Annotated in this window: 22 protein-coding genes and 1 pseudogene; 9 read left to right on the plus strand and 14 right to left on the minus strand. The window is 56.9% G+C overall.

All coding sequences use genetic code 11. From position 1 onward, the window contains the following. Nucleotides 1–43: 43 nt before the first annotated feature. On the minus strand, nt 44–907 hold the full coding sequence (rsmI, locus tag BM007_RS11470; protein WP_045331026.1) for a 16S rRNA (cytidine(1402)-2'-O)-methyltransferase: 864 nt from the start codon (nt 905–907) through the stop codon (nt 44–46). A 62-nt stretch (nt 908–969) separates the two neighbouring features. Between rsmI and BM007_RS11480 the strand changes: the two genes are divergently transcribed. The 4 genes from BM007_RS11480 to dolP are packed head-to-tail and all read left to right on the plus strand — an operon-like array spanning nt 970 to nt 4,682. After that, nucleotides 970–3,132, plus strand: coding sequence for a penicillin-binding protein activator (locus BM007_RS11480; RefSeq protein ID WP_090418850.1), 2,163 nt, complete (start codon nt 970–972; stop codon nt 3,130–3,132). After that, nucleotides 3,090–3,485 carry a YraN family protein gene (locus BM007_RS11485; RefSeq protein WP_090418853.1) on the plus strand — a complete coding sequence of 132 codons (396 nt, stop codon included), beginning with the start codon at nt 3,090–3,092 and terminating at the stop codon, nt 3,483–3,485. The genes BM007_RS11480 and BM007_RS11485 overlap by 43 nt, the downstream gene beginning before the upstream one ends. A gap of 21 nt (nt 3,486–3,506) precedes the next feature. Then, complete coding sequence (gene diaA / locus BM007_RS11490) at nt 3,507–4,097, plus strand: DnaA initiator-associating protein DiaA (protein WP_003861754.1); 591 nt, start codon at nt 3,507–3,509, stop codon at nt 4,095–4,097. A 9-nt stretch (nt 4,098–4,106) separates the two neighbouring features. Next, nucleotides 4,107–4,682 carry a division/outer membrane stress-associated lipid-binding lipoprotein gene (gene dolP, locus BM007_RS11495; RefSeq protein ID WP_024906379.1) on the plus strand — a complete coding sequence of 192 codons (576 nt, stop codon included), beginning with the start codon at nt 4,107–4,109 and terminating at the stop codon, nt 4,680–4,682. A gap of 66 nt (nt 4,683–4,748) precedes the next feature. On the opposite strand, the gene BM007_RS11500 is transcribed toward dolP, so the two are convergent. Further along, nucleotides 4,749–5,786 (minus strand): permease, encoded by a 1,038-nt coding sequence (locus BM007_RS11500; RefSeq protein ID WP_090418856.1) that lies wholly within the window; start codon nt 5,784–5,786, stop codon nt 4,749–4,751. A gap of 40 nt (nt 5,787–5,826) precedes the next feature. Beyond that, nucleotides 5,827–6,471, minus strand: coding sequence for an NAD(P)H-binding protein (locus BM007_RS11505; protein WP_024906377.1), 645 nt, complete (start codon nt 6,469–6,471; stop codon nt 5,827–5,829). Between the two features lie 128 nt (nt 6,472–6,599). Here BM007_RS11505 and BM007_RS11510 point away from each other — a divergent pair, with 128 nt between their 5' ends. Then, a complete protein-coding gene (locus BM007_RS11510; RefSeq protein ID WP_023333577.1) occupies nt 6,600–7,118 on the plus strand; it encodes a type 1 glutamine amidotransferase domain-containing protein in 519 nt (172 codons plus the stop codon). Here the strand turns inward: BM007_RS11510 and BM007_RS11515 are convergent. Next, entirely contained in the window at nt 7,098–7,532 is a 435-nt protein-coding gene (locus BM007_RS11515; protein ID WP_024906376.1) for a YhbP family protein, read from the minus strand. The two genes, BM007_RS11510 and BM007_RS11515, sit on opposite strands and share 21 nt — an antisense overlap. 53 nt (nt 7,533–7,585) lie before the next feature. Here BM007_RS11515 and BM007_RS11520 point away from each other — a divergent pair, with 53 nt between their 5' ends. Then, nucleotides 7,586–7,876, plus strand: coding sequence for a GIY-YIG nuclease family protein (locus BM007_RS11520; RefSeq protein WP_139210910.1), 291 nt, complete (start codon nt 7,586–7,588; stop codon nt 7,874–7,876). Here the strand turns inward: BM007_RS11520 and BM007_RS11525 are convergent. After that, nucleotides 7,863–8,366, minus strand: coding sequence for a GNAT family N-acetyltransferase (locus tag BM007_RS11525; RefSeq protein WP_023309324.1), 504 nt, complete (start codon nt 8,364–8,366; stop codon nt 7,863–7,865). The two genes, BM007_RS11520 and BM007_RS11525, sit on opposite strands and share 14 nt — an antisense overlap. Then, entirely contained in the window at nt 8,360–8,884 is a 525-nt protein-coding gene (locus BM007_RS11530; protein WP_024906374.1) for a ubiquinone anaerobic biosynthesis accessory factor UbiT, read from the minus strand. The genes BM007_RS11525 and BM007_RS11530 overlap by 7 nt, the downstream gene beginning before the upstream one ends. Nucleotides 8,885–9,095: 211 nt before the next feature. Between BM007_RS11530 and BM007_RS11535 the strand changes: the two genes are divergently transcribed. The 3 genes from BM007_RS11535 to BM007_RS11545 all read left to right on the plus strand — a co-directional run bounded on the left by BM007_RS11535 (nt 9,096) and on the right by BM007_RS11545 (nt 12,063). Continuing rightward, nucleotides 9,096–10,091, plus strand: a complete 996-nt coding sequence (locus BM007_RS11535) for a ubiquinone anaerobic biosynthesis protein UbiU (protein ID WP_048992077.1) — start codon at nt 9,096–9,098, stop codon at nt 10,089–10,091. A 7-nt stretch (nt 10,092–10,098) separates the two neighbouring features. Continuing rightward, nucleotides 10,099–10,977, plus strand: a complete 879-nt coding sequence (locus BM007_RS11540) for a U32 family peptidase (RefSeq protein WP_090418859.1) — start codon at nt 10,099–10,101, stop codon at nt 10,975–10,977. A 78-nt stretch (nt 10,978–11,055) separates the two neighbouring features. Beyond that, nucleotides 11,056–12,063, plus strand: coding sequence for a luciferase-like monooxygenase (locus BM007_RS11545; RefSeq protein ID WP_090418862.1), 1,008 nt, complete (start codon nt 11,056–11,058; stop codon nt 12,061–12,063). Between the two features lie 84 nt (nt 12,064–12,147). On the opposite strand, the gene mtr is transcribed toward BM007_RS11545, so the two are convergent. From mtr to rbfA, 8 genes and pseudogenes are all read right to left on the minus strand, one after another. After that, nucleotides 12,148–13,392 (minus strand): tryptophan permease, encoded by a 1,245-nt coding sequence (gene mtr, locus BM007_RS11550; protein ID WP_090418953.1) that lies wholly within the window; start codon nt 13,390–13,392, stop codon nt 12,148–12,150. A gap of 142 nt (nt 13,393–13,534) precedes the next feature. Next, nucleotides 13,535–15,430, minus strand: a complete 1,896-nt coding sequence (locus BM007_RS11555; RefSeq protein WP_024906370.1) for a DEAD/DEAH family ATP-dependent RNA helicase — start codon at nt 15,428–15,430, stop codon at nt 13,535–13,537. Beyond that, nucleotides 15,423–15,503 carry a protein YrbN gene (yrbN, locus tag BM007_RS23555; RefSeq protein ID WP_100122156.1) on the minus strand — a complete coding sequence of 27 codons (81 nt, stop codon included), beginning with the start codon at nt 15,501–15,503 and terminating at the stop codon, nt 15,423–15,425. The genes BM007_RS11555 and yrbN overlap by 8 nt, the downstream gene beginning before the upstream one ends. A gap of 107 nt (nt 15,504–15,610) precedes the next feature. Then, nucleotides 15,611–16,495: a lipoprotein NlpI gene (gene nlpI / locus BM007_RS11560; protein ID WP_023309331.1), complete on the minus strand. Its 885-nt coding sequence runs from the start codon at nt 16,493–16,495 to the stop codon at nt 15,611–15,613. Nucleotides 16,496–16,545: 50 nt separating this feature from the next. Next, nucleotides 16,546–18,742, minus strand: a pseudogene (gene pnp, locus BM007_RS11565) (polyribonucleotide nucleotidyltransferase). A gap of 242 nt (nt 18,743–18,984) precedes the next feature. After that, entirely contained in the window at nt 18,985–19,254 is a 270-nt protein-coding gene (gene rpsO / locus BM007_RS11570) for a 30S ribosomal protein S15 (RefSeq protein WP_003861789.1), read from the minus strand. Nucleotides 19,255–19,408: 154 nt separating this feature from the next. After that, nucleotides 19,409–20,359: a tRNA pseudouridine(55) synthase TruB gene (gene truB, locus BM007_RS11575; protein WP_090418867.1), complete on the minus strand. Its 951-nt coding sequence runs from the start codon at nt 20,357–20,359 to the stop codon at nt 19,409–19,411. Further along, nucleotides 20,359–20,763, minus strand: coding sequence for a 30S ribosome-binding factor RbfA (gene rbfA, locus BM007_RS11580; RefSeq protein WP_003024988.1), 405 nt, complete (start codon nt 20,761–20,763; stop codon nt 20,359–20,361). The genes truB and rbfA overlap by 1 nt, the downstream gene beginning before the upstream one ends. Nucleotides 20,764–20,810: the final 47 nt, after the last annotated feature.

The following is a 20,810-nucleotide window of genomic DNA, read 5'->3' on the forward strand; positions in this document are numbered from 1 at the left end:
GGGTAAGGCGCAGCCGCCACCCGGCAAAACAGGCGTCAGGGACTTACTCCCCCTGCTGCTCCAGCGCATACTTATACAGCGCATTTTTCTTCACGCCGTGAATTTCTGCCGCCAGCGCAGCGGCTTTCTTCAGCGGCAGTTCCGCCTGCAGCAGCGCCAGCGTACGCAGCGCGTCGGCAGGAAGCGCGTCTTCTTCCGCCTTGTGCCCTTCGACAATCAGCACCATTTCGCCCTTGCGGCGGTTTTCGTCTTCCTTCACCCACGCCAGCAGTTCACCCACCGGCGCGCCGTGGATCGTTTCCCAGGTTTTGGTCAGCTCGCGCGCCAGCACCACGTAGCGGGCTTCTCCCCAGACGGTCACCATATCTTCCAGGCTCTCCAGCAGGCGGTGTGTGGATTCGTAGAAAATCAGGGTGCGCGGTTCCGCTTCCAGGTCTTTTAAGACGTCGCGGCGGCCTTTGGATTTGGCAGGCAGGAAGCCTTCATAGCAGAAACGGTCAGACGGCAGACCTGCGGCGCTCAGCGCAGCAATGGCAGCGCATGGACCCGGCAGGGGCACAACGCGAATACCGGCTTCGCGACAGGTACGCACCAGGTGATAGCCAGGATCGTTGATCAGCGGCGTACCGGCGTCGGAGACCAGGGCGATGTTCTGCCCCTCTTTCAGCTTCGCCACCAGCGTTTCGGCTTTTTGTTGCTCATTGTGATCGTGCAGAGCGAACAAACGGGCGTTAATCGCGAAATGTTGCAGCAGCAGGCCAGTGTGGCGGGTATCTTCAGCAGCAATTAAATCAACAGCTTGCAGTACGGTGAGCGCACGTTGGGTAATATCAGACAAATTCCCGATAGGAGTAGGTACAATATAAAGCTGGCCTTGAGAATTATCTGCCGTTTCGTGTTGTTTCATTGTTTCGTCCGTATTGCCGATTTAATATTGAGCATTGCGTAAAAAAAATCACTGGATACAGTATGGTACCGTTAACGTTTCTTCGAAAAAAAGCCACGCGCAGCGTGCCGCTTCTGCTGGCAGCCCTGATCTTTGCAGGCTGTGGCACCCAGGCACCTGACCAGAGCACCGCCCATCTCCAGGGTTCTGCTCAGGCTGATTCTGGCTTTTATCTGCAACAAATGTCGCAGAGTTCAAATGATACCAAGACCAACTGGCAATTACTCGCCATTCGTGCACTGCTGAAAGAGGGTAAAACCCAGCGGGCAGCCGAGCTGTTTAACCAGTTGCCAAAAGATCTTAACGACGCCCAGCGTCGTGAGCAGAGCCTGCTCTCTGCCGAGCTGAAAGTCGCGCTGAAAGATTACGCCGCCGCGAAGAAGATCCTCGGGGATATTGACGTGAGCGCGCTGGATAAAAATCAGCAGGCGCGCTTCTGGCAGGCGGGCATTACCGCTGAGCAGGGACGCCCTTCGCTGACCTTGCTCCGCGCGCTCGTCGCGCAAGAGCCACTGCTTGGCGGTGCCGATAAGCAGAAAAATATCGATGCCACCTGGCAAGCGCTGGCGTCGATGACGCAGGAACAGGCGCAGGCGCTGGTCATCAACGCCGATGAAAACGTCCTGCAGGGCTGGCTGGATCTGCAGCAGATGTGGTTTAACAACCGCAGCGATCCAAAGATGCTGAAAGCCGGTATTACGGATTGGCAGACGCGCTACCCGCAAAACCCGGGCGCGAAAATGCTGCCAACCCAGCTAGTGAACGTGCAGAACTTTAAGCCTGCGTCTACCAGCAAAATCGCTCTGCTGCTGCCGCTCAACGGCCAGGCGGCGGTGTTTGGCCGCACCATTCAGCAGGGCTTTGAAGCGGCGAAAAACGGCACGACGTCGGTAACCGGCAGCGCGGTTCCCGCGCAGGCGGCCCAGGCGGCTAACGTGAATGATGTTGTCAGCCCATCTGCCGCAGAGACCAGCGACCTGACCACGGCGCAAGCGTCGGCGCAGGGCACGATGCAAAACCCGGTGACGGCTCCGACGACGCCGCCAGCTACAGCGGCACCGGCTACTACAGCACCTGCGACCCAGGCTCCGGCCGAGACGCAAGCGGCACCTGCACCTGTCACAACAGCAGAACAACCTCAACAGCAGCCTGCGCAACCCGCGGCCCAACCTGCCGCGCAGCCGCAGGCCGTGGCAACCACCAGCGCCAATCCGGGCGCTGAGTTGAAAATCTACGACACCAGTTCGCAGCCGCTTGATCAGGTGCTGGCGCAGGTTCAACAGGACGGGGCGAGCATCGTTGTCGGTCCGCTGCTGAAAAACAACGTGGAAGAGCTGATGAAGAGCAATACCACGCTGAACGTACTGGCGCTCAACCAGCCGGAGCAGGTTCAGAACCGGGCCAATATTTGCTACTTCGCGCTCTCTCCTGAAGATGAAGCCCGCGATGCGGCGCGTCATATTCACGAGCAGGGTAAGCAGGCTCCGCTGCTGCTCATCCCACGCAGCGCGCTGGGCGATCGCGTGGCCAATGCCTTTGCCGATGAGTGGCAGAAGCTGGGCGGCGGCGTGGTGCTGCAGCAGAAATTCGGTTCCGTCTCTGAACTGCGGGCTGGCGTAAACGGCGGGGCGGGCATCGCGCTTAACGGCAGTCCTGTCACCGCGAGCCTGCCACAGCAGCAGGGCGTGACGATTGGCGGCCTGACGATCCCTGCCCCACCTACCGACGCGCAGATCAGCGGTGGCGGTAAAGTGGATGCGGCTTATATCGTTGCCACGCCGCAGGAGATCGCCTTTATCAAACCGATGATTGCGATGCGTAACGGCAGCCAGAGCGGCGCAACGCTCTACGCCAGCTCCCGCAGCGCGCAGGGCACCGCGGGACCGGATTTCCGTCTGGAAATGGACGGTCTGCAGTACAGCGAAATCCCGATGCTGGCAGGCAGCAACCCGGCGCTGATGCAGCAGGCGCTGAGTACCGTACGTAACGATTATTCGCTGGCCCGTCTGTATGCGATGGGGGTTGATGCGTGGGCGCTGGCGAACCACTTTACCCAGATGCGTCAGGTGCCGGGCTTCGAGCTTAACGGCAACACTGGCGATCTGACCGCCACTCAGGATTGTGTGATTAACAGGAAGTTATCATGGCTCAAATACCAGCAGGGGCAGATCGTCCCGGCCAGTTAAGCCGCAAACAGACCGGCGATGCGTGGGAGTTAAGGGCGCGTCGCTGGCTTGAAGGCAAAGGACTGCATTTCATCGCCGCCAACGTCCGCGGGCGCGGCGGCGAAATCGACCTGATCATGAAAGACGGTCAGGTCATCGTGTTTGTAGAAGTGCGCTTTCGACAGTCCTCCCGTTTTGGCGGTGCTGCCGCCAGCGTGACGCTCGCCAAACAACATAAATTATTACAGACTGCCCACTTGTGGCTTGCCCGCCATAATGGGAGCTTTGATACTGTGGATTGCCGGTTCGATGTGATAGCCTTCACCGGAAATGAAATCGAATGGCTTAAAAACGCTTTTGGCGAAGACGCATAATTAAGATTTAAAAGGGATAACGTGCTCGAAAGAATTAAAGTGTGCTTCACAGAAAGCATCCAGACTCAGATTGCCGCGGCGGAAGCCCTTCCGGATGCTATCTCGCGTGCCGCAATGACGCTGGTGCAATCCCTGCTTAATGGCAACAAAATCCTCTGTTGTGGCAACGGCACGTCAGCCGCCAACGCACAGCATTTTGCTGCCAGCATGATCAATCGCTTTGAAACAGAACGCCCGAGTTTACCCGCCATTGCACTTAATACCGATAATGTGGTCTTAACGGCGATTGCTAACGATCGTCTGCATGACGAAATTTACGCAAAGCAGGTGCGAGCCCTGGGTCATGCCGGAGATGTGCTGCTGGCCATCTCTACGCGCGGCAATAGCCGGGATATTGTCAAAGCCGTTGAAGCCGCCGTCACCCGCGACATGACCATCGTGGCCTTAACCGGCTATGACGGGGGTGAGCTGGCGGGTCTGCTTGGGCCGCAGGATGTGGAAATCCGCATTCCGTCTCACCGGAGCGCGCGTATTCAGGAAATGCATATGCTCACGGTGAACTGCTTATGTGACTTGATCGATAACACGCTTTTCCCTCACCAGGATGATTAAGGAGTTCTTATGAAGGCTTTATCGACCCTCGCAGTCCTTATGTCTGCATTACTGCTTCAGGGATGTATCGCTGCGGCCGTTGTGGGTACCGCCGCAGTAGGCACCAAAGCGGCAACCGATCCGCGCTCTGTGGGGACACAGGTGGATGACGGTACGCTGGAGCTGCGCGTCAACAGTGCGCTGTCGAAAGACGAACAGATCAAGAAAGAGGCGCGTATTAACGTGACGGCTTACCAGGGCAAAGTGCTGCTGGCAGGCCAGGCGCCGAATATGGAACTCGCCTCTCGTGCGAAACAAATCGCAATGGGTGTTGAAGGAACCACAGAGGTGTTTAACGAAGTGCGTCAGGGCAAGCCAATTGGCCTGGGTGATGCCTCTTCCGATACCTGGATCACCACCAAAGTGCGTTCCCAGCTGCTGGGCTCGGACCAAGTGAAATCCTCCAACGTGAAAGTGACGACTGAAAACGGTGAAGTGTTCCTGCTGGGTCTGGTGACCGACCGTGAAGGGAAAGCGGCGGCCGATATCGCCAGCCGGGTGAGCGGCGTGAAGCACGTCACCACCGCGTTTACTTACATTAAATAAAAAAAAATCCCCTCACTTGAGGGGATTTTTTATAGGCCCGGTAAGCGTAGCGCCACCGGGCGTTTTTCACAGAAGCGCAATACTTCCCACCATCACCCCGCTCAACGCCACCAGCCCCGCGGTCAGCCAGAGCGCTTTCGCCGGGAATGACTTACGCAGCATAATCAGCGACGGCAGGCTGATCGCCGGCAGCGTAATCAGCAGCGCCAGCGCCGGCGCGGTGCCCATGCCGGCCAGCATCATGGTCTGAACAATCGGGATCTCCGCCGCCGTTGGGATCACAAACAGGCAGCCTGCAACGGCCATCGCAATGACCCACATCAGCGTGTTGTCGATAGCACCATCCGCATGCGGGAAGAGCCAGACGCGCGCCGCCCCCAGAACCAGTACCGCCAGGATATAGACCGGGATGGTGCTCCAGAAAAGTTGCCATAGCGCCCTGCCCCAGCGCGCAAAGAACCCGCCCTGCGGCTCGCTGACGTCCAGCTCAACGGCTGCGGGTTCTTCAGCAGTATCCTTCACCAGTTTTTGCACCAGCGTCGCCACCACCAGCACGGTCAGCAGCCCGGCGACCAGACGGATGAACGCGAAATGCCAGCCCAGCACAAAGCCCATAAACACCAGCGTCGCCGGATTGAGCAGCGGGTTGCCCATCCAGAACGCCAGCGCGCCGCCCATCGACACGCGCTGGCGGCGCATCCCTGCCGCCACAGGCGCGGCACAGCAGGAGCACATCATGCCTGGCAGGGAGAAAATCGTCCCCAGAAGCGTGCCCTGAAAGCGCGGCTGACCGAGGGTTTTCACCAGCCAGTTACGCGGGATCAGCACCTGAATCAGCGACCCCAGAATGACGCCTAAAACGGCGGCTTTCCAGACGGCAAGGAAGTAGACCATGGCATAGTCCCACGCCGCCTGCAGCGGGCTGGACTCAGCCTGAGCGAGAATAGATTTACCGATGCTGTGCGTTTCGGCGGCGGTGAAGGCTTTGCCGTAGTACGGCTGCCATTTCACGTACCAGAGGCCAATAATGACCACGAGAAAGAAGAGTGCGGGCTTCCACCATTGAACAGGTGTTGCCGCCTGAGATGAAGACTGACCAGTCATAGCATTCCCCGGAGAGTATTAGGTTATTAGCCGGGGGAGTTTACGCCTCGCCCTGCGCGATTTCACGCAGTTTTGCCGAAGGGATAATGTTTACGCCCGCTTTCGACGGGGCCAGTCCCTCTTTTAACATCGCCCGCGCGACGTCCCGCGCCTCGATGGCCTTCCAGTTGCCGGGAAGGATGCGAAACAGCGGGGCCAGGATCGACTCGTTAAAGCGGCGTTCGTCCCGGTGGCCGATCAGCATCGAAGGGCGCACAATCGTCAGCTGCTCCCATTTCTGCGCAATCAGCGCATCCTCCATCTTGCCCTTCACCTTGTTGTAGAAGAAAGGCGATCCGGCACTGGCGCCCAGCGCGCTGACCACCAGAAAATGTCTGGCCCCCAGTTTTTTCGCCGTAAGCGCGGTGTCCACCACCAGCGTATAGTCGGCGTGGATAAATGCCTCTTTGCTGCCCGCCTCCCGTCGCGTGGTGCCCAGACAGCAAAAGGCGATATCAATAGGATCCTGGACCTGCGCCAGCGCGTCCGTCAGCTGAGGATCGTGCGGATTAAAGACGCCAGATAAATCTGCCAGCGGTCGACGCGTCGGGGCGGCGATATAGTTCACGCGGCGATCCTGAATCAGCAGCCGCAGCAGATGATCGCCCACTAACCCGGTAGCCCCGGTAATCAATACCTGACTCATCGTATCCCCTTTACAGAATTGTCCGTTTGCGAACTCAGCGTCGTCGACCACACTTAGAAGTCTGTTACAGGTAAGTATTTACCACAAGCGGAGAAAAATCAGTCTGAAGCCAAAACAACGGAGGAAGCATGGGCAAGAAAATCGCAGTCTTGATTACCGACGAGTTTGAAGATTCAGAATTCACCTCGCCTGCAGAGGCGTTCCGCAAGGCGGGACATGAGGTCATCACCATTGAGAAAGAGGCGGGCAAAACGGTGACAGGCCATAAGGGCGAGGCGACCGTAACTATTGATGAGACTATCGATAACGTTAGCCCCTCAGATTTCGACGCCCTGCTGTTACCCGGTGGCCATTCCCCGGATTCCCTGCGCGGGGACGAACGCTTCGTGACCTTTACCCGGGACTTTGTTTCTACCGGCAAACCGGTCTTTGCCATCTGTCACGGTCCGCAGCTCCTTATCAGCGCGGAGGTTGTACGCGGGCGTAAGCTCACGGCGGTGAAACCGATCGTTATCGATCTGAAAAATGCGGGCGCCGAGTTTTACGATCAGGAAGTGGTCAACGACAAAGATCAGCTGATCACCAGCCGTACTCCGGACGATCTCCCGGCGTTTAACCGCGAAGCGCTACGCCTGCTCGGCGCGTAACCAGTGCAGCTTCTTGCCAAAGCCCAGGGTGTTGTCGGTAAATTTCAGCTCATCGAGGCGGATTTCCCACACCGGGGCTTTTAGCGCAGCGGCAACGGGAAAGCGGCGCGTGTAGAGCTTACGGCGCGCGTCGCTCTCTTCGCCATCCAGACGACGGATCTCCCCTTTGAACTGCACGCCGCGGATCAGCGCGACCGTTTTCGGCTGGCCATTCACCGTGCCCGCGACCTTCGCCTGCAGGCCAGTCATCTGCGCATGACGCGTTTTGTCTTCGCTCATGACATAAAACGCGACGCGCTCCGGATCGTAGTAGTAAAACGCGTTAGCGCACCACATCTCCCCCTCGTCATAGACGCACCAGGTGACAACATGCTGCTTCGCCAGCCAGCGGTTAATGGCGGCCAGTGTTTCCATTTTCGTTCTCTCTCATGCTATGGTGCGTTCACCTTAACATACTGAATCTGTTTATCGTGTGCTGGTTTCTCTATCTTGTCCGAACCGCTGATAACGCACTCTACACCGGGATCACCACCGATGTGGCGCGGCGTTTTTTACAACATCAAACGGGGAAAGGGGCAAAAGCACTGCGAGGGAAAGGGGAATTACAGCTCGCCTTTTCGGCGCCCGTCGGTGACCGATCGCTGGCGCTCAGGCTGGAATACCGCATCAAGCAGCTGACGAAGCGCCAGAAAGAGCGCCTCGTGACCGGAGACGGCTCCTTTGAGGCGCTACGCGAGAGCCTGATTAAAAGCGATTGAAATGGTCGTGGTACTCGACCAGGCCATTGACGCCGTTGAGCGCGTCATCCGCCAGACGGTGCACCTGGAAAGCGGATTCCGTACCCGGCCAGCGGCAGCGCAGATCGTAATGCGCGGCCTGCTCAAAGCCTAAACGGCCATAGAACGCCGGATCGCCCAGCGTGACAACGGCCGCATAACCGAACTCATTGAGCGAATCCAGCCCTTCATAGACCAGCTGGCGTGCCAGCCCCTGCCCGCGATAGCTTTCATCTACCGCCAGCGGTGCCATGCCTACCCACTGCAGCTCTTCGCCCTGAACGATGACCGGACTGAAGGCAACATAGCCCACCACCTGACCTTCGTCATCGGTGGCAACCAGCCCCAGCGTAATCAGGCCGTCTTCGCGAAGGTCGTGGACCAGTTGGGCTTCGGCATCGCTCGCAAAGGCGCGGCGTAACAACGCATCGATCCCCGGCGCATCAATCCCAATTTCGACTCGAATCAGCATGGCTCACCTACTGAAGTGTGTTTACCGTCCGGCGGGGTTTTCAGCCCGGCCTCAACGAAATCTGCCATTTGCATTAACATCACGCGCAGCGCTTTCGGCATCTGCTCCAGCTCAATGGCATCCATTAAATTCTTCACGTACAGACCGAGCTCCGTGTCGCCTTCAATCACCAGACGGCGCTGGAAGAAGAGCGTATCCGGATCCTGCTTACGCGCGGCGATCATCAGCAGATCGCTGGCGTTGGCGCTAAAGCTCACATCCGCCTCGGCGGTTTCGCGAACGATCAGCTGGTCATTCTCAACGGAGGTAAACCAGCGCAGCCCGATATCACGCACCTCAATGCTCAACCAGCGCCCTTCCAGGAATTCCAGCTCGCCATCCTGCAGCGCCTGGCGGAACTGCCAGCTCAGGACCTGCTCCAGCACCTGACGTTTAAGCGCGAACGGCGCCAGCTTTACCGGCACGCTCAGCATTGATGGACCAAATTGTACGAGACGTGAACGCAGTTTATCCAGCACGAGCTTTACTCCCTGATATCTATAGTCCTGCTATTTTGCCATATCCGAAGCGCAACATAGCGGCGTAAATCAACAAACCGTCGTCCGCCGTACCTCATTATTGGTGTCATCAATACGCCATTAGCTGCCTTAAATCAAAAATTGTCGCCTATGGGTTAATTAAAATCCCAGCTCGTTAACAATTTTGCGATCGACTACATCAGGATAAATTATGGAGCTGCTCTGCCCTGCCGGAAATCTTCCGGCGCTTAAGGCGGCCATCGAAAATGGGGCCGATGCGGTCTATATCGGGCTAAAAGATGACACCAACGCCCGCCATTTTGCTGGCCTCAACTTTACGGAGAAAAAGCTTCAGGAAGCCGTTAACTTCGTTCACCAGCACCGCCGCAAACTGCATATCGCCATCAATACCTTTGCTCATCCTGACGGCTACGCCCGCTGGCAGCGCGCGGTGGATATGGCGGCACAGCTGGGTGCCGATGCGCTGATCCTGGCCGACCTCGCCATGCTTGAGTATGCGGCAGAACGCTATCCCCATATTGAGCGCCACGTCTCTGTTCAGGCATCTGCCACCAACGAAGAGGCCGTGCGTTTTTACCATCAACACTTTGACGTGGCTCGCGTGGTGCTGCCGCGCGTGCTCTCTATTCATCAGGTTAAGCAACTCGCACGCGTCACGCCAGTGCCGCTGGAAGTTTTTGCCTTTGGCAGCCTGTGCATCATGGCCGAAGGCCGTTGCTATCTTTCCTCTTATTTAACCGGTGAATCGCCGAATACCGTCGGGGCCTGCTCCCCTGCCCGCTTTGTTCGCTGGCAGCAGACCCCTCAGGGGCTGGAATCCCGCCTGAATGAGGTGCTGATTGACCGCTATCAGGACGGTGAAAACGCCGGTTATCCCACCCTGTGTAAAGGCCGCTATCTGGTCGACGGCGAGCGCTATCACGCGCTGGAGGAGCCGACCAGCCTCAACACGCTGGAGCTGTTGCCGGAACTGCTGGCGGCCAATATTGCCTCGGTGAAAATCGAAGGTCGTCAGCGCAGCCCGGCCTATGTGAGCCAGGTGGCGAAAGTGTGGCGTCAGGCCATCGACCGCTGCATGGCGGACCCGCAGAACTATGCTCCACAGCAGGCCTGGATGGAGACGCTCGGATCGATGTCCGAAGGCGCGCAAACCACGCTTGGCGCATATCACCGTAAATGGCAGTGAGATAACCATGAAATATTCATTAGGACCGGTGCTCTACTACTGGCCAAAAGAGACGCTGGAAGATTTTTACCAACAGGCCGCCACCAGCAGCGCCGATGTGATTTACCTCGGCGAAGCGGTGTGCAGCAAGCGCCGCGCCACTAAAGTGGGCGACTGGCTGGATATGGCGAAAAGCCTGGCCGGCAGCGGCAAGCAGGTGGTGCTCTCGACGCTTGCGCTGGTGCAGGCCTCTTCTGAACTGGGCGAGCTGAAGCGCTATGTCGAAAACGGCGAGTTCCTGCTGGAAGCGAGCGATCTCGGCGTGGTGAACATGTGCGCTGAACGTAAGCTGCCGTTTGTCGCGGGCCATGCTCTGAACTGCTATAACGCCGTGACCCTGCGCCTGCTTCTCAAACAGGGCATGACGCGCTGGTGCATGCCGGTGGAGCTCTCCCGCGACTGGCTGGCTAACCTGCTTAACCAGTGCGACGAGCTGGGCATTCGCAATCAGTTTGAAGTGGAAGTGCTGAGCTATGGGCATCTGCCGCTGGCCTATTCTGCCCGCTGCTTTACCGCGCGCTCGGAAGACCGTCCGAAAGACGAGTGCGAAACCTGCTGCATTAAGTATCCGAACGGGCGCAGCATGCTGTCGCAGGAGAATCAGCAGGTGTTTGTCCTCAACGGCATTCAGACCATGAGCGGCTATGTCTATAACCTCGGCAACGAGCTGGCGTCGATGGACGGGCTGGTGGATATGGTGCGCCTGTCGCCGCTGGATACCGGCGTGTTTGCGATGCTGGATGCCTTCCGCGCCAACGAAAACGGCGCCGCTCCGCTGCCGCTGACGGCAAACAGCGACTGCAACGGCTACTGGAAGCGTCTGGCTGGGCTGGAACTGCAGGCCTAAAAAAGGCTCACTTTGTTAACAACGGTTATCATTTTTTAATGCAGTATTAAAGATTGACCGTCGACAAAGTGAGCTGTTATGACTGACAAAACTATTCCGTTTTCGGTGCTGGATCTGGCGCCGATCCCACAAGGCTCCTCGGCAAGAGAAGCCTTTTCGCACTCTCTGGATCTGGCTCAGCTGGCCGAAAAGCGTGGCTATCACCGCTACTGGCTGGCCGAGCACCACAACATGGTGGGCATTGCCAGCGCCGCCACCTCGGTACTGATTGGTTATCTGGCGGCAAATACCACCACTCTGCACCTGGGCTCCGGCGGCGTGATGCTGCCGAACCATGCCCCGCTGGTGATCGCCGAGCAGTTCGGCACGCTGAATACCCTCTATCCGGGCCGTATCGATTTGGGGCTTGGCCGTGCGCCCGGCAGCGACCAGCCAACGATGCGCGCCCTGCGCCGCCATATGAGCGGCGATATCGATAACTTCCCGCGCGACGTGGCAGAGCTGGTGGACTGGTTCGACGCGCGCGATCCGAACCCGCACGTGCGCCCGGTACCGGGCTACGGTGAGAAGATCCCGGTATGGCTGTTGGGATCAAGCCTCTACAGCGCACAGCTGGCCGCAAAGCTGGGGCTGCCGTTTGCGTTTGCCTCGCACTTCGCGCCGGATATGCTGCATCAGGCGCTGCATCTTTACCGCACGCACTTCAAACCGTCCGAGCGTCTGGAGAAACCGTACGCGATGGTGTGCATCAACATCATTGCCGCCGACAGCAATCGCGACGCGGAATTCCTGTTCACCTCTGTGCAGCAGGCGTTTGTGAAGCTGCGCCGCGGTGAGACGGGCCAGCTTCCGCCGCCGGTGGAGAATATGCATCAGCTGTGGTCAGCGTCAGAGCAGTATGGCGTTCAGCAGGCGCTGAGCATGTCGCTGGTAGGCGATAAGGCGAAAGTGCGTCACGGGCTGGAGGCGGTGCTGCGCGAAACGCAGGCGGATGAAATTATGGTTAACGGCCAGATTTTCGATCACCAGGCGCGATTGCATTCGTTTGAGCTGGCGATGCAGGTGAAAGAGGAGCTGGTGGGGTAGTTTTTTGCCGGATGGCGGCTTCGCCTTATCCGGCCTACGCGATCCCTGTAGGCCCGGTAAGCGCAGCGCCACCGGGCTTTCTGTTTATTGATACACAGGCAGCAGGTTAAAACTCGACAGCACGTGGACCAGCGCATTGCCAGCACCGAACACCAGAATCAGCGCAATCATCGGCTTGCCGCCCCAGACGCGGAATTTCGGGCTGCCGAAGCGTTTACGTGATTTACGTGCCAGCAGCGCTGGCACAATCGCCGCCCAGATTGTTGCCGCCAGTCCGGCATAGCCGATGGCGTACAGGAAGCCGTTCGGCCACAGCAGGCCACCCACAATCGGCGGCAGGAAGGTCAGCAGCGCGGTTTTGAAGCGCCCCATCGCAGAATCATCAAAGCCGAACAGATCCGCCAGGTAGTCAAACAGGCCCAGCGTCACGCCGAGGAAAGAGCTCGCCACCGCAAAGTTAGAGAAGATAACCAGCAGCAGATCCAGGCTGCGGCTGTTCAGCACGCCGCTCAGCGCCTGCACCAGCACGTCAATGTTACCGCCCTTCTGCGCAATACCGATAAATTCCGGGCGCGGGATGTTGCCCATCGTTCCGAGCAGCCAGATGACGTACAGAGCCAGCGCCAGCAGCGTGCCGTAGACCAGACACTTCACAATGGTGCGCGGATCTTTGCCGTAGTACTTCATCAGGCTCGGCACGTTGCCGTGGTAGCCGAACGACGCCAGACAGAACGGCAGCGTCATCAGCAGGTACGGCGTGTAGGAGGTATTCACTTCGGCAACGTTAAACAGCGTGGCGGGCGTCACGTGCCCCAGCAGGCTGCCGAAGGTCAGGAAGAAGGTGATGACCTTCGCGCCCAGTACGATTGCCGTCATCCGGCTTACCGCTTTGGTACTCATCCAGACGATAAACGCCACGCCCAGCGCAAAGCACAGCCCGGCCAGACGCGCCGGAACGTTCAGCGACATCTCAGAGAAGGTGTGATGCAGAATCGAACCGCTCGCCGAAATATACGCGTAGGTCAGGATATAGAGCACAAAGGCGATGGACAGCCCGTTAACCAGGTTCCAGCCTTTGCCCAGCAGATCTTTGGTGATGGTGTCGAAGCTGGAGCCAATGCGGTAGTTCAGGTTGGCTTCGAGGATCATCAGCCCGGAATGGAGCATACAGAACCAGGTAAAGACCAGCGCAGCCAGCGACCAGAAGAACCACGCACCGGACATGACCACGGGCAGGGAGAACATCCCGGCACCTATAATGGTTCCGCCGATGATCACCACGCCGCCAAGCAGCGAAGGTGACGTTTGGGTGGTGGTTAGTGTCGCCATACAGCCTTTTCTCCAGTCAATCATGCGGTTCTGCATTTTAATGTGACGCACTGTACCAGTACAAGAGTACAAAGGGAATAAAAAAAGCCCCGATAGCATGTATCGGGGCTGTATATTTTACTTTACGTCAGAAGCGTAAGGCTTACGCGTCACCGAAACGACGACGGCTGGTGCCTTCTTCACGACGCGGGCCACGGCTTTCGCGGCGCTCGCCGGAGAAACGACGACCTTCACCACCGCGACCTTCGCTGCGACCGCCTTCACGACGCTCGCCGCCGAAGCTGCGACCACCGCCACGGCGTTCGCCGCCACGGTCAGGACGTGGCTGTGCATCGCCCAGCAGCTGCATGTTCATCGGCTTGTTCAGGATGCGGGTACGCGTAAAGTGCTGCAGTACTTCACCCGGCATGCCTTTTGGCAGCTCGATGGTAGAGTGGGATGCGAACAGCTTGATGTTACCGATGTAACGGCTGCTGATGTCGCCTTCGTTAGCGATCGCGCCAACGATGTGACGAACTTCAACGCCATCATCACGGCCCACTTCAATGCGGTACAGTTCCATGTCACCTGCGTCGCGACGTTCACGACGTGGACGGTCTTCACCACCACGCTCTGGACGGTCACCACGTGGGCCACGATCGTTACGGTCGCCACGACGTTCGAAGCGATCGTCACGGTCACGGAATTCACGTTTAGGACGCATCGGCGCATCTGGCGGCACGATCAGGCTACGTTCGCCCTGAGCCATTTTCAGCAGTGCTGCAGCCAGGGTTTCCATGTCCAGCTCTTCGCCTTCAGCAACAGGCTGAATCTGCGACAGCAGCGCACGGTACTGATCCAGATCGCTGCTTTCCAGCTGCTGCTGTACTTTGGCGGCGAATTTTTCCAGACGGCGTTTGCCCAGCAGCTCTGCGTTTGGCAGGTCCGCTTCTGGAATGGTCAGCTTCATGGTACGTTCGATGTTACGCAGCAGACGACGCTCGCGGTTCTCAACGAACAGCAGCGCACGGCCAGCACGACCCGCACGACCGGTACGGCCGATACGGTGAACGTAAGACTCGGAATCCATCGGGATGTCGTAGTTAACAACCAGGCTGATACGCTCAACGTCCAGACCACGTGCTGCCACGTCGGTGGCAATCAGGATATCCAGACGACCGTCTTTCAGACGCTCCAGAGTCTGCTCACGCAGGGCCTGGTTCATATCGCCGTTCAGCGCTGCGCTGTTGTAGCCGCTACGCTCCAGGGCTTCAGCCACTTCCAGGGTCGCGTTTTTGGTACGAACGAAGATAATCGCCGCATCAAAATCTTCCGCTTCCAGGAAACGTACCAGCGCTTCGTTTTTACGCATGCCGTACACAGACCAGTAGCTCTGGCTGATGTCCGGGCGAGTGGTTACGCTGGACTGAATACGCACTTCCTGCGGCTCTTTCATGAAGCGGCGGGTAATGCGACGGATAGCTTCCGGCATGGTTGCAGAGAACAGCGCGGTCTGATGACCGTCCGGGATCTGCGCCATGATGGTTTCAACGTCTTCGATGAAGCCCATACGCAGCATTTCATCTGCTTCATCCAGTACCAGACCGCTCAGTTTAGAGAGGTCCAGGGTACCGCGCTTCAGGTGATCCAGCAGACGGCCCGGCGTACCGACAACAATCTGTGGGCCCTGACGCAGGGCGCGTAACTGCACGTCATAACGCTGGCCGCCGTACAGGGCAACCACGTTTACGCCGCGCATATGTTTAGAGAATTCCGTCATGGCTTCTGCAACCTGAACAGCCAGTTCACGGGTTGGAGCCAGAACGAGGATCTGCGGTGCACGCAGGTCCGGATCAATGTTGTTCAGCAGCGGCAGCGAGAATGCTGCAGTTTTACCGCTACCAGTCTGGGCCATGCCCAGCACGTCACGACCAGAAAGCAGGTGTGGGATACACTCAGCCTGGATCGGAGATGGTTTTTCGTAACCCAGATCGTTAAGGGCTTCAAGGATAGGAGCCTTCAGGCCCAGATCTGCAAAAGTGGTTTCGAATTCAGCCATGTAGTACGAGTGCCTCAATGTCAATGGCGGCCAGTCTACTTAGCTCATCGTGAAAATGATTAGCAATTTTCATTGAAAAGTGTGAACCGGCTCAAAGTAGGTGTATTGACGAACAACAACGCCCTCACCAGTTAAGGTGATGGCAATCAAAAGATTACGGGCTGATGTTTATGTCGTCAGCTATTGCTGGTCCGATTCTGCCAGGTCGTCATGCTCCTGGCCCAAGAGCGATAATTCCAACAATGCATAACGGTGCTCAACGAAGTTGTGTACGTTGTTAGCAACCGCTAATTTGAACAGTGCCGTAGCGCTGTCCATATCCCCCAGACTTAGGTAGTACTTACCTAAATAGAAGTTGGTTTCACTGAGATGCTCAGCGAGCGAGGTGTTATCCGTTGCGTCCGCCTTGAGGCGTTCCATCAGCGTTGCTTCGCTAATGTTGCCCAGGTAGAACTCGACAATGTTCCATCCCCACTGTTCCTTGTCCGATTTATCGAAGCGCTGTTTCAGTGCCTCTTTTGCCTGCTTCTCATCGAGCTTCCGCTCAACGATGTAAAGCCACAGGCTACGGAAAGGATCATTAGGATCGTCTTGATAAAACGCCAGCAGATCATCTTGTGCTAACTTGTCACGACCGCCGTAATACAATGCGATACCGCGATTCAAGTGCGCGTAGTTGTAAGTTGGATCAAGCTCAAGTACAGAATCAAACGCTTCATAGGCAGCATCAAAATTGCCTGCCTGCGTTAAATAAATGCCTAAGTAATTGAATACTTCAGGCATATCAGGTCGGATAGCCAGCGCTTGTGAAAAATCATTCCGCGCCAATGCCCTCAGACCGAGACTATCATACAACACTCCGCGCTCATATAAAAGCTGTGCGCGTTCTTCATCGGTTAAAGCCCGACTGGCAAGTATTTGTTCCATGCGTGCCAGGATCACTTCCTGCTGCAAAGTCGGTTGCAATGGCACTGCGAGGACTTCGCTCTTACGCCAGGCAGAGTTGCTGCATCCTGCCAGCGTTAAAGCTGTCGCAACGAAACACCAGCGCAAAAAAGGCTTCATTTCCCACTCCCGAAGACAACTATTGGATGAACGTCCTGTCCCCCGGCGGCTTAACAAGGCGTCCTGCCTGATAATAGGCCCTCCGCAAAGCGGAGGGCAAATGGCAACTTACTCGCCTTGCTGTTCTGCTGCCTGTGCTTCTGGCGCAGCAGCTGGCTGAGACTGCTCGGTTGCTTCTTTAATGCTCAGACGGATACGGCCCTGGCGATCAACTTCCAGAACTTTCACCGGTACTTCCTGACCCATCTGCAGGTAATCAGTCACTTTCTCAACGCGCTTGTCAGCGATCTGAGAGATGTGAACCAGACCTTCTTTACCGCCACCGATGGCAACGAACGCGCCAAAGTCAACGATACGGGTCACTTTACCTGCGTAGACACGGCCCACTTCGATTTCTGCAGTAATTTCTTCGATGCGACGGATCGCGAATTTCGCTTTCTCGCCGTCGGTTGCTGCGATCTTCACAGTACCGTCATCTTCGATTTCGATGGTGGTGCCAGTCTCTTCGGTCAGCGCACGGATTACGGAACCGCCCTTACCGATAACATCTTTGATCTTGTCTGGATTGATCTTGATGGTGTGGATACGTGGAGCGAACTGAGAAATGTCGCCACGCGGCGCGTTAATCGCCTGTTCCATCACGCCCAGGATGTGCAGACGCGCACCTTTAGCCTGGTTCAGAGCAACCTGCATGATCTCTTTGGTGATACCTTCAATTTTGATATCCATCTGCAGTGCAGAGATACCTTCGCGGGAACCCGCTACTTTGAAGTCCATATCGCCCAGGTGGTCTTCGTCACCCAGAATGTCAGACAGAACAACGAAGTTGTCGCCTTCTTTCACCAGGCCCATTGCGATACCCGCAACGGCGGCTTTGATTGGCACGCCTGCATCCATCAGCGCCAGAGAGGCACCACACACGGAAGCCATGGAAGAGGAACCGTTGGATTCGGTGATTTCAGACACTACACGTACGGTGTACGGGAATTTGTCTGCTTCTGGCATGACGGCCAGTACGCCGCGCTTCGCCAGACGACCGTGACCAATTTCACGACGCTTCGGCGAGCCAACCATACCGGTTTCGCCTACGGAGTACGGAGGGAAGTTGTAGTGGAACAGGAAGCTGTCAGTGCGCTCGCCCATCAGTTCGTCGATGATCTGCGCATCACGTGCAGTACCCAGGGTCGCGGTAACCAGCGCCTGCGTTTCGCCACGGGTGAACAGCGCGGAACCGTGAGTACGTGGCAGAACGCCAGTACGCACATCCAGACCACGGATCATGTCTTTTTCGCGGCCATCGATACGCGGCTCGCCTGCCAGTACGCGGCTACGAACAACGTTTTTCTCGATAGCGTGCAGGATGTCGCTCAGTTCATTAGCGTCCAGCGTTTCATCTTCCGCAACCAGGGTCGCGATAGTTTCAGACTTGATCACGTCAACCTGAGCGTAACGCTCCTGTTTGTCAGTGATGCGGTACGCATCGCTCAGACGAGATTCTGCCAGTGCAGCAACGCGTGCGTTCAGCGCGTCGTTTGCCGCTTCTGGCTGCCAGTCCCAACGTGGTTTACCGGCTTCTTTCACCAGGTCGTTGATGTTCTGGATAACGATCTGCTGCTGGTCGTGGCCAAATACCACAGCGCCCAGCATCTGGTCTTCGCTCAGCAGTTCAGCTTCGGATTCAACCATCAGTACAGCCGCTTCAGTACCCGCAACCACCAGGTCCAGCTTACTTTCTTTCAGCTCTTCCTGGGTTGGGTTCAGCACGTACTGGTCGTTGATGTAGCCAACGCGCGCGGCACCGATTGGACCATTGAATGGAATACCAGACAGTGACAGGGCAGCGGACGCACCGATCATCGCTACGATGTCCGGGTTAACCTGCGGGTTAACGGAAACAACGGTCGCGATAACCTGTACTTCGTTAACGAAGCCTTCCGGGAACAGTGGACGAACCGGGCGGTCAATCAGACGCGCGATCAGGGTTTCGCCTTCGCTTGGACGGCCTTCACGACGGAAGAAACCACCCGGGATTTTACCGGCAGCGTAGGTACGCTCCTGGTAGTTAACGGTCAGCGGGAAGAAGTCCTGACCTGGTTTAGCTTTTTTCTGGCCAACAACGGTAACGAATACCGCAGTGTCATCCATGCTTACCATAACGGCAGCAGTAGCCTGACGAGCCATCATGCCGGTTTCCAGCGTGACGGTATGTTGACCATACTGGAATTTACGAACGATCGGATTCAGCAAAGTTCTGTCCTTTCTTAAATGTTTGACAGCACACCACCGGTGTGCTGTCGATTTAACCCGACCTTCTTCGCATCCTCGCGACTAATGACAACCAACACCCCCATGGGTGAAGCCTCTCATTAGCCGCGCGAACCTCTGCAATGAAGATCATTTATAGCAACAATACAATAGTTTCCAGTGAATTGCTGCCGTCTGGTTGAAAAAAGGGGCCATCAGGCCCCCTTTTCTGAAACTCGCAAGACTTAGCGACGCAGACCCAGACGCTCGATCAGCGCGGTGTAGCGTGCAACATCTTTACGTTTCAGGTAGTCGAGCAGTTTACGACGCTGAGAAACCATACGCAGCAGACCACGACGGCTGTGGTGATCTTTTTTGTGCTCTGCAAAGTGACCCTGCAGGTGGTTAATCTGTGCAGTCAGCAGTGCAACCTGAACTTCGGTAGAACCGCTGTCGTTAGTACCACGACCAAACTCAGAAACGATTTTAGCTTTAGCTTCAACGCTTAGAGACATTTTCAAACTCCAAAGTATAAAGAATGTAAGGATGCCGATCTCTAATTCAGCGACCCCATGTACGCCCCGCAGATTGTTAAACAATTTACCAGGCGTTAAGCGGCGATATTCTACTCGTCTCCCCTGCTTATCGCAAGGTGAGCCGTCATCACCGTCATGCTTCGATCGGATACTCGACGACCAGACGACGCGGCGCAACGCGCCCCTCACCATCCATTTCGCCCATACCGATGAATTTCCCTTCGTCGCCTTCGGTCACGCGTACCAGTCCTTCCAGCGGCGCTTCCGCCGTACGAACCGGGTTGCCGTTCTTAAAGTAAACGGAGGATGTTAAAGGAAGATTAACAACCGGGAAGTCCGCTGCCGGACTGTCCATCGGCATCAGCAAAGGATCCAGCAAATCTGCCGGCGCGATCCCCTGCGCTTCCGCCTGTTCTACCAGCTCGCGCAGTTGCTCCAGGGTCACCATCCGCTCTACCGGGTACTTGCTCACCGCCAGACGGCGCAGGTAAATCACATGTGCGCCGCAGCCCAGCTTTTCACCGAGGTCGTCGATGATGGTGCGAATATAGGTCCCTTTCGAACAGTGCACCTCCAGCTCCAGCTCATCACCTTCGTGGCGAATAAACAGCAGCTCATACACGGTTATCGGACGGGCTTCACGCGGGACGTCAATGCCCTGGCGCGCATATTCGTAGAGTTTTTTCCCCTGATACTTCAGCGCCGAATACATCGACGGTACCTGCATCGTATCCCCACGGAAGCTCTCCAGCGCCGCATCAAGCTGCTCCGCGCTGAAGGTCACCGGACGCTCTTCTATCACCTGGCCATCCGCGTCGGAGGTATCCGTGCGCTGGCCCAGTTTAGCGATAACGCGGTAGCGCTTATCGGAGTCGAGCAGGTACTGGGAAAACTTTGTCGCCTCTCCCAGACAGACCGGCAGCATGCCGGTTGCCAGCGGGTCGAGCGCGCCGGTGTGGCCCGCACGGTTGGCGTTATAAATACGCTTAACTTTCTGCAGCACGTCGTTGCTGGAAGCGCCCTGGGGTTTATCCAGCAGCAGCACACCATGCACGTCGCGACCACGACGACGAGGACGACTCATCAGTCCTCCTTGCTGTCGTCCGCCGGGTTAACACGACGCTCATCGTCATGTTTAACCACGCTGGTCACCAGGTTGGACATACGCATACCTTCGACCAGCGAGTTGTCGTAGAAGAAGGTCAGTTCAGGCACGATACGCAGGCGCATCGCTTTGCCAAGCAGGGAGCGGATGAAACCAGAGGCTTCCTGCAGCGCTTTAATGCCGTTTTTCACTGCCGCTTCGTCCTGATCGTTCAGGAAGGTGACGAACACTTTGGCATAGGCCAAATCACGGGACATTTCGACACCGGAAACGGTGGTCATCATGCCGACGCGCGGGTCTTTAATTTCACGTTGCAGAATGAGTGCGATCTCTTTCTGCATTTCCTGCGCTACGCGCTGAGGGCGACCAAATTCTTTCGCCATAATAAATTCTCCAGACAAAAAAGGGGCTAAAGCCCCTTTTTGAAATT

Source organism: Enterobacter sp. NFIX59 (genome assembly GCF_900113755.1).
Taxonomy (GTDB): Bacteria; Pseudomonadota; Gammaproteobacteria; order Enterobacterales; family Enterobacteriaceae; genus Enterobacter; species Enterobacter pseudoroggenkampii.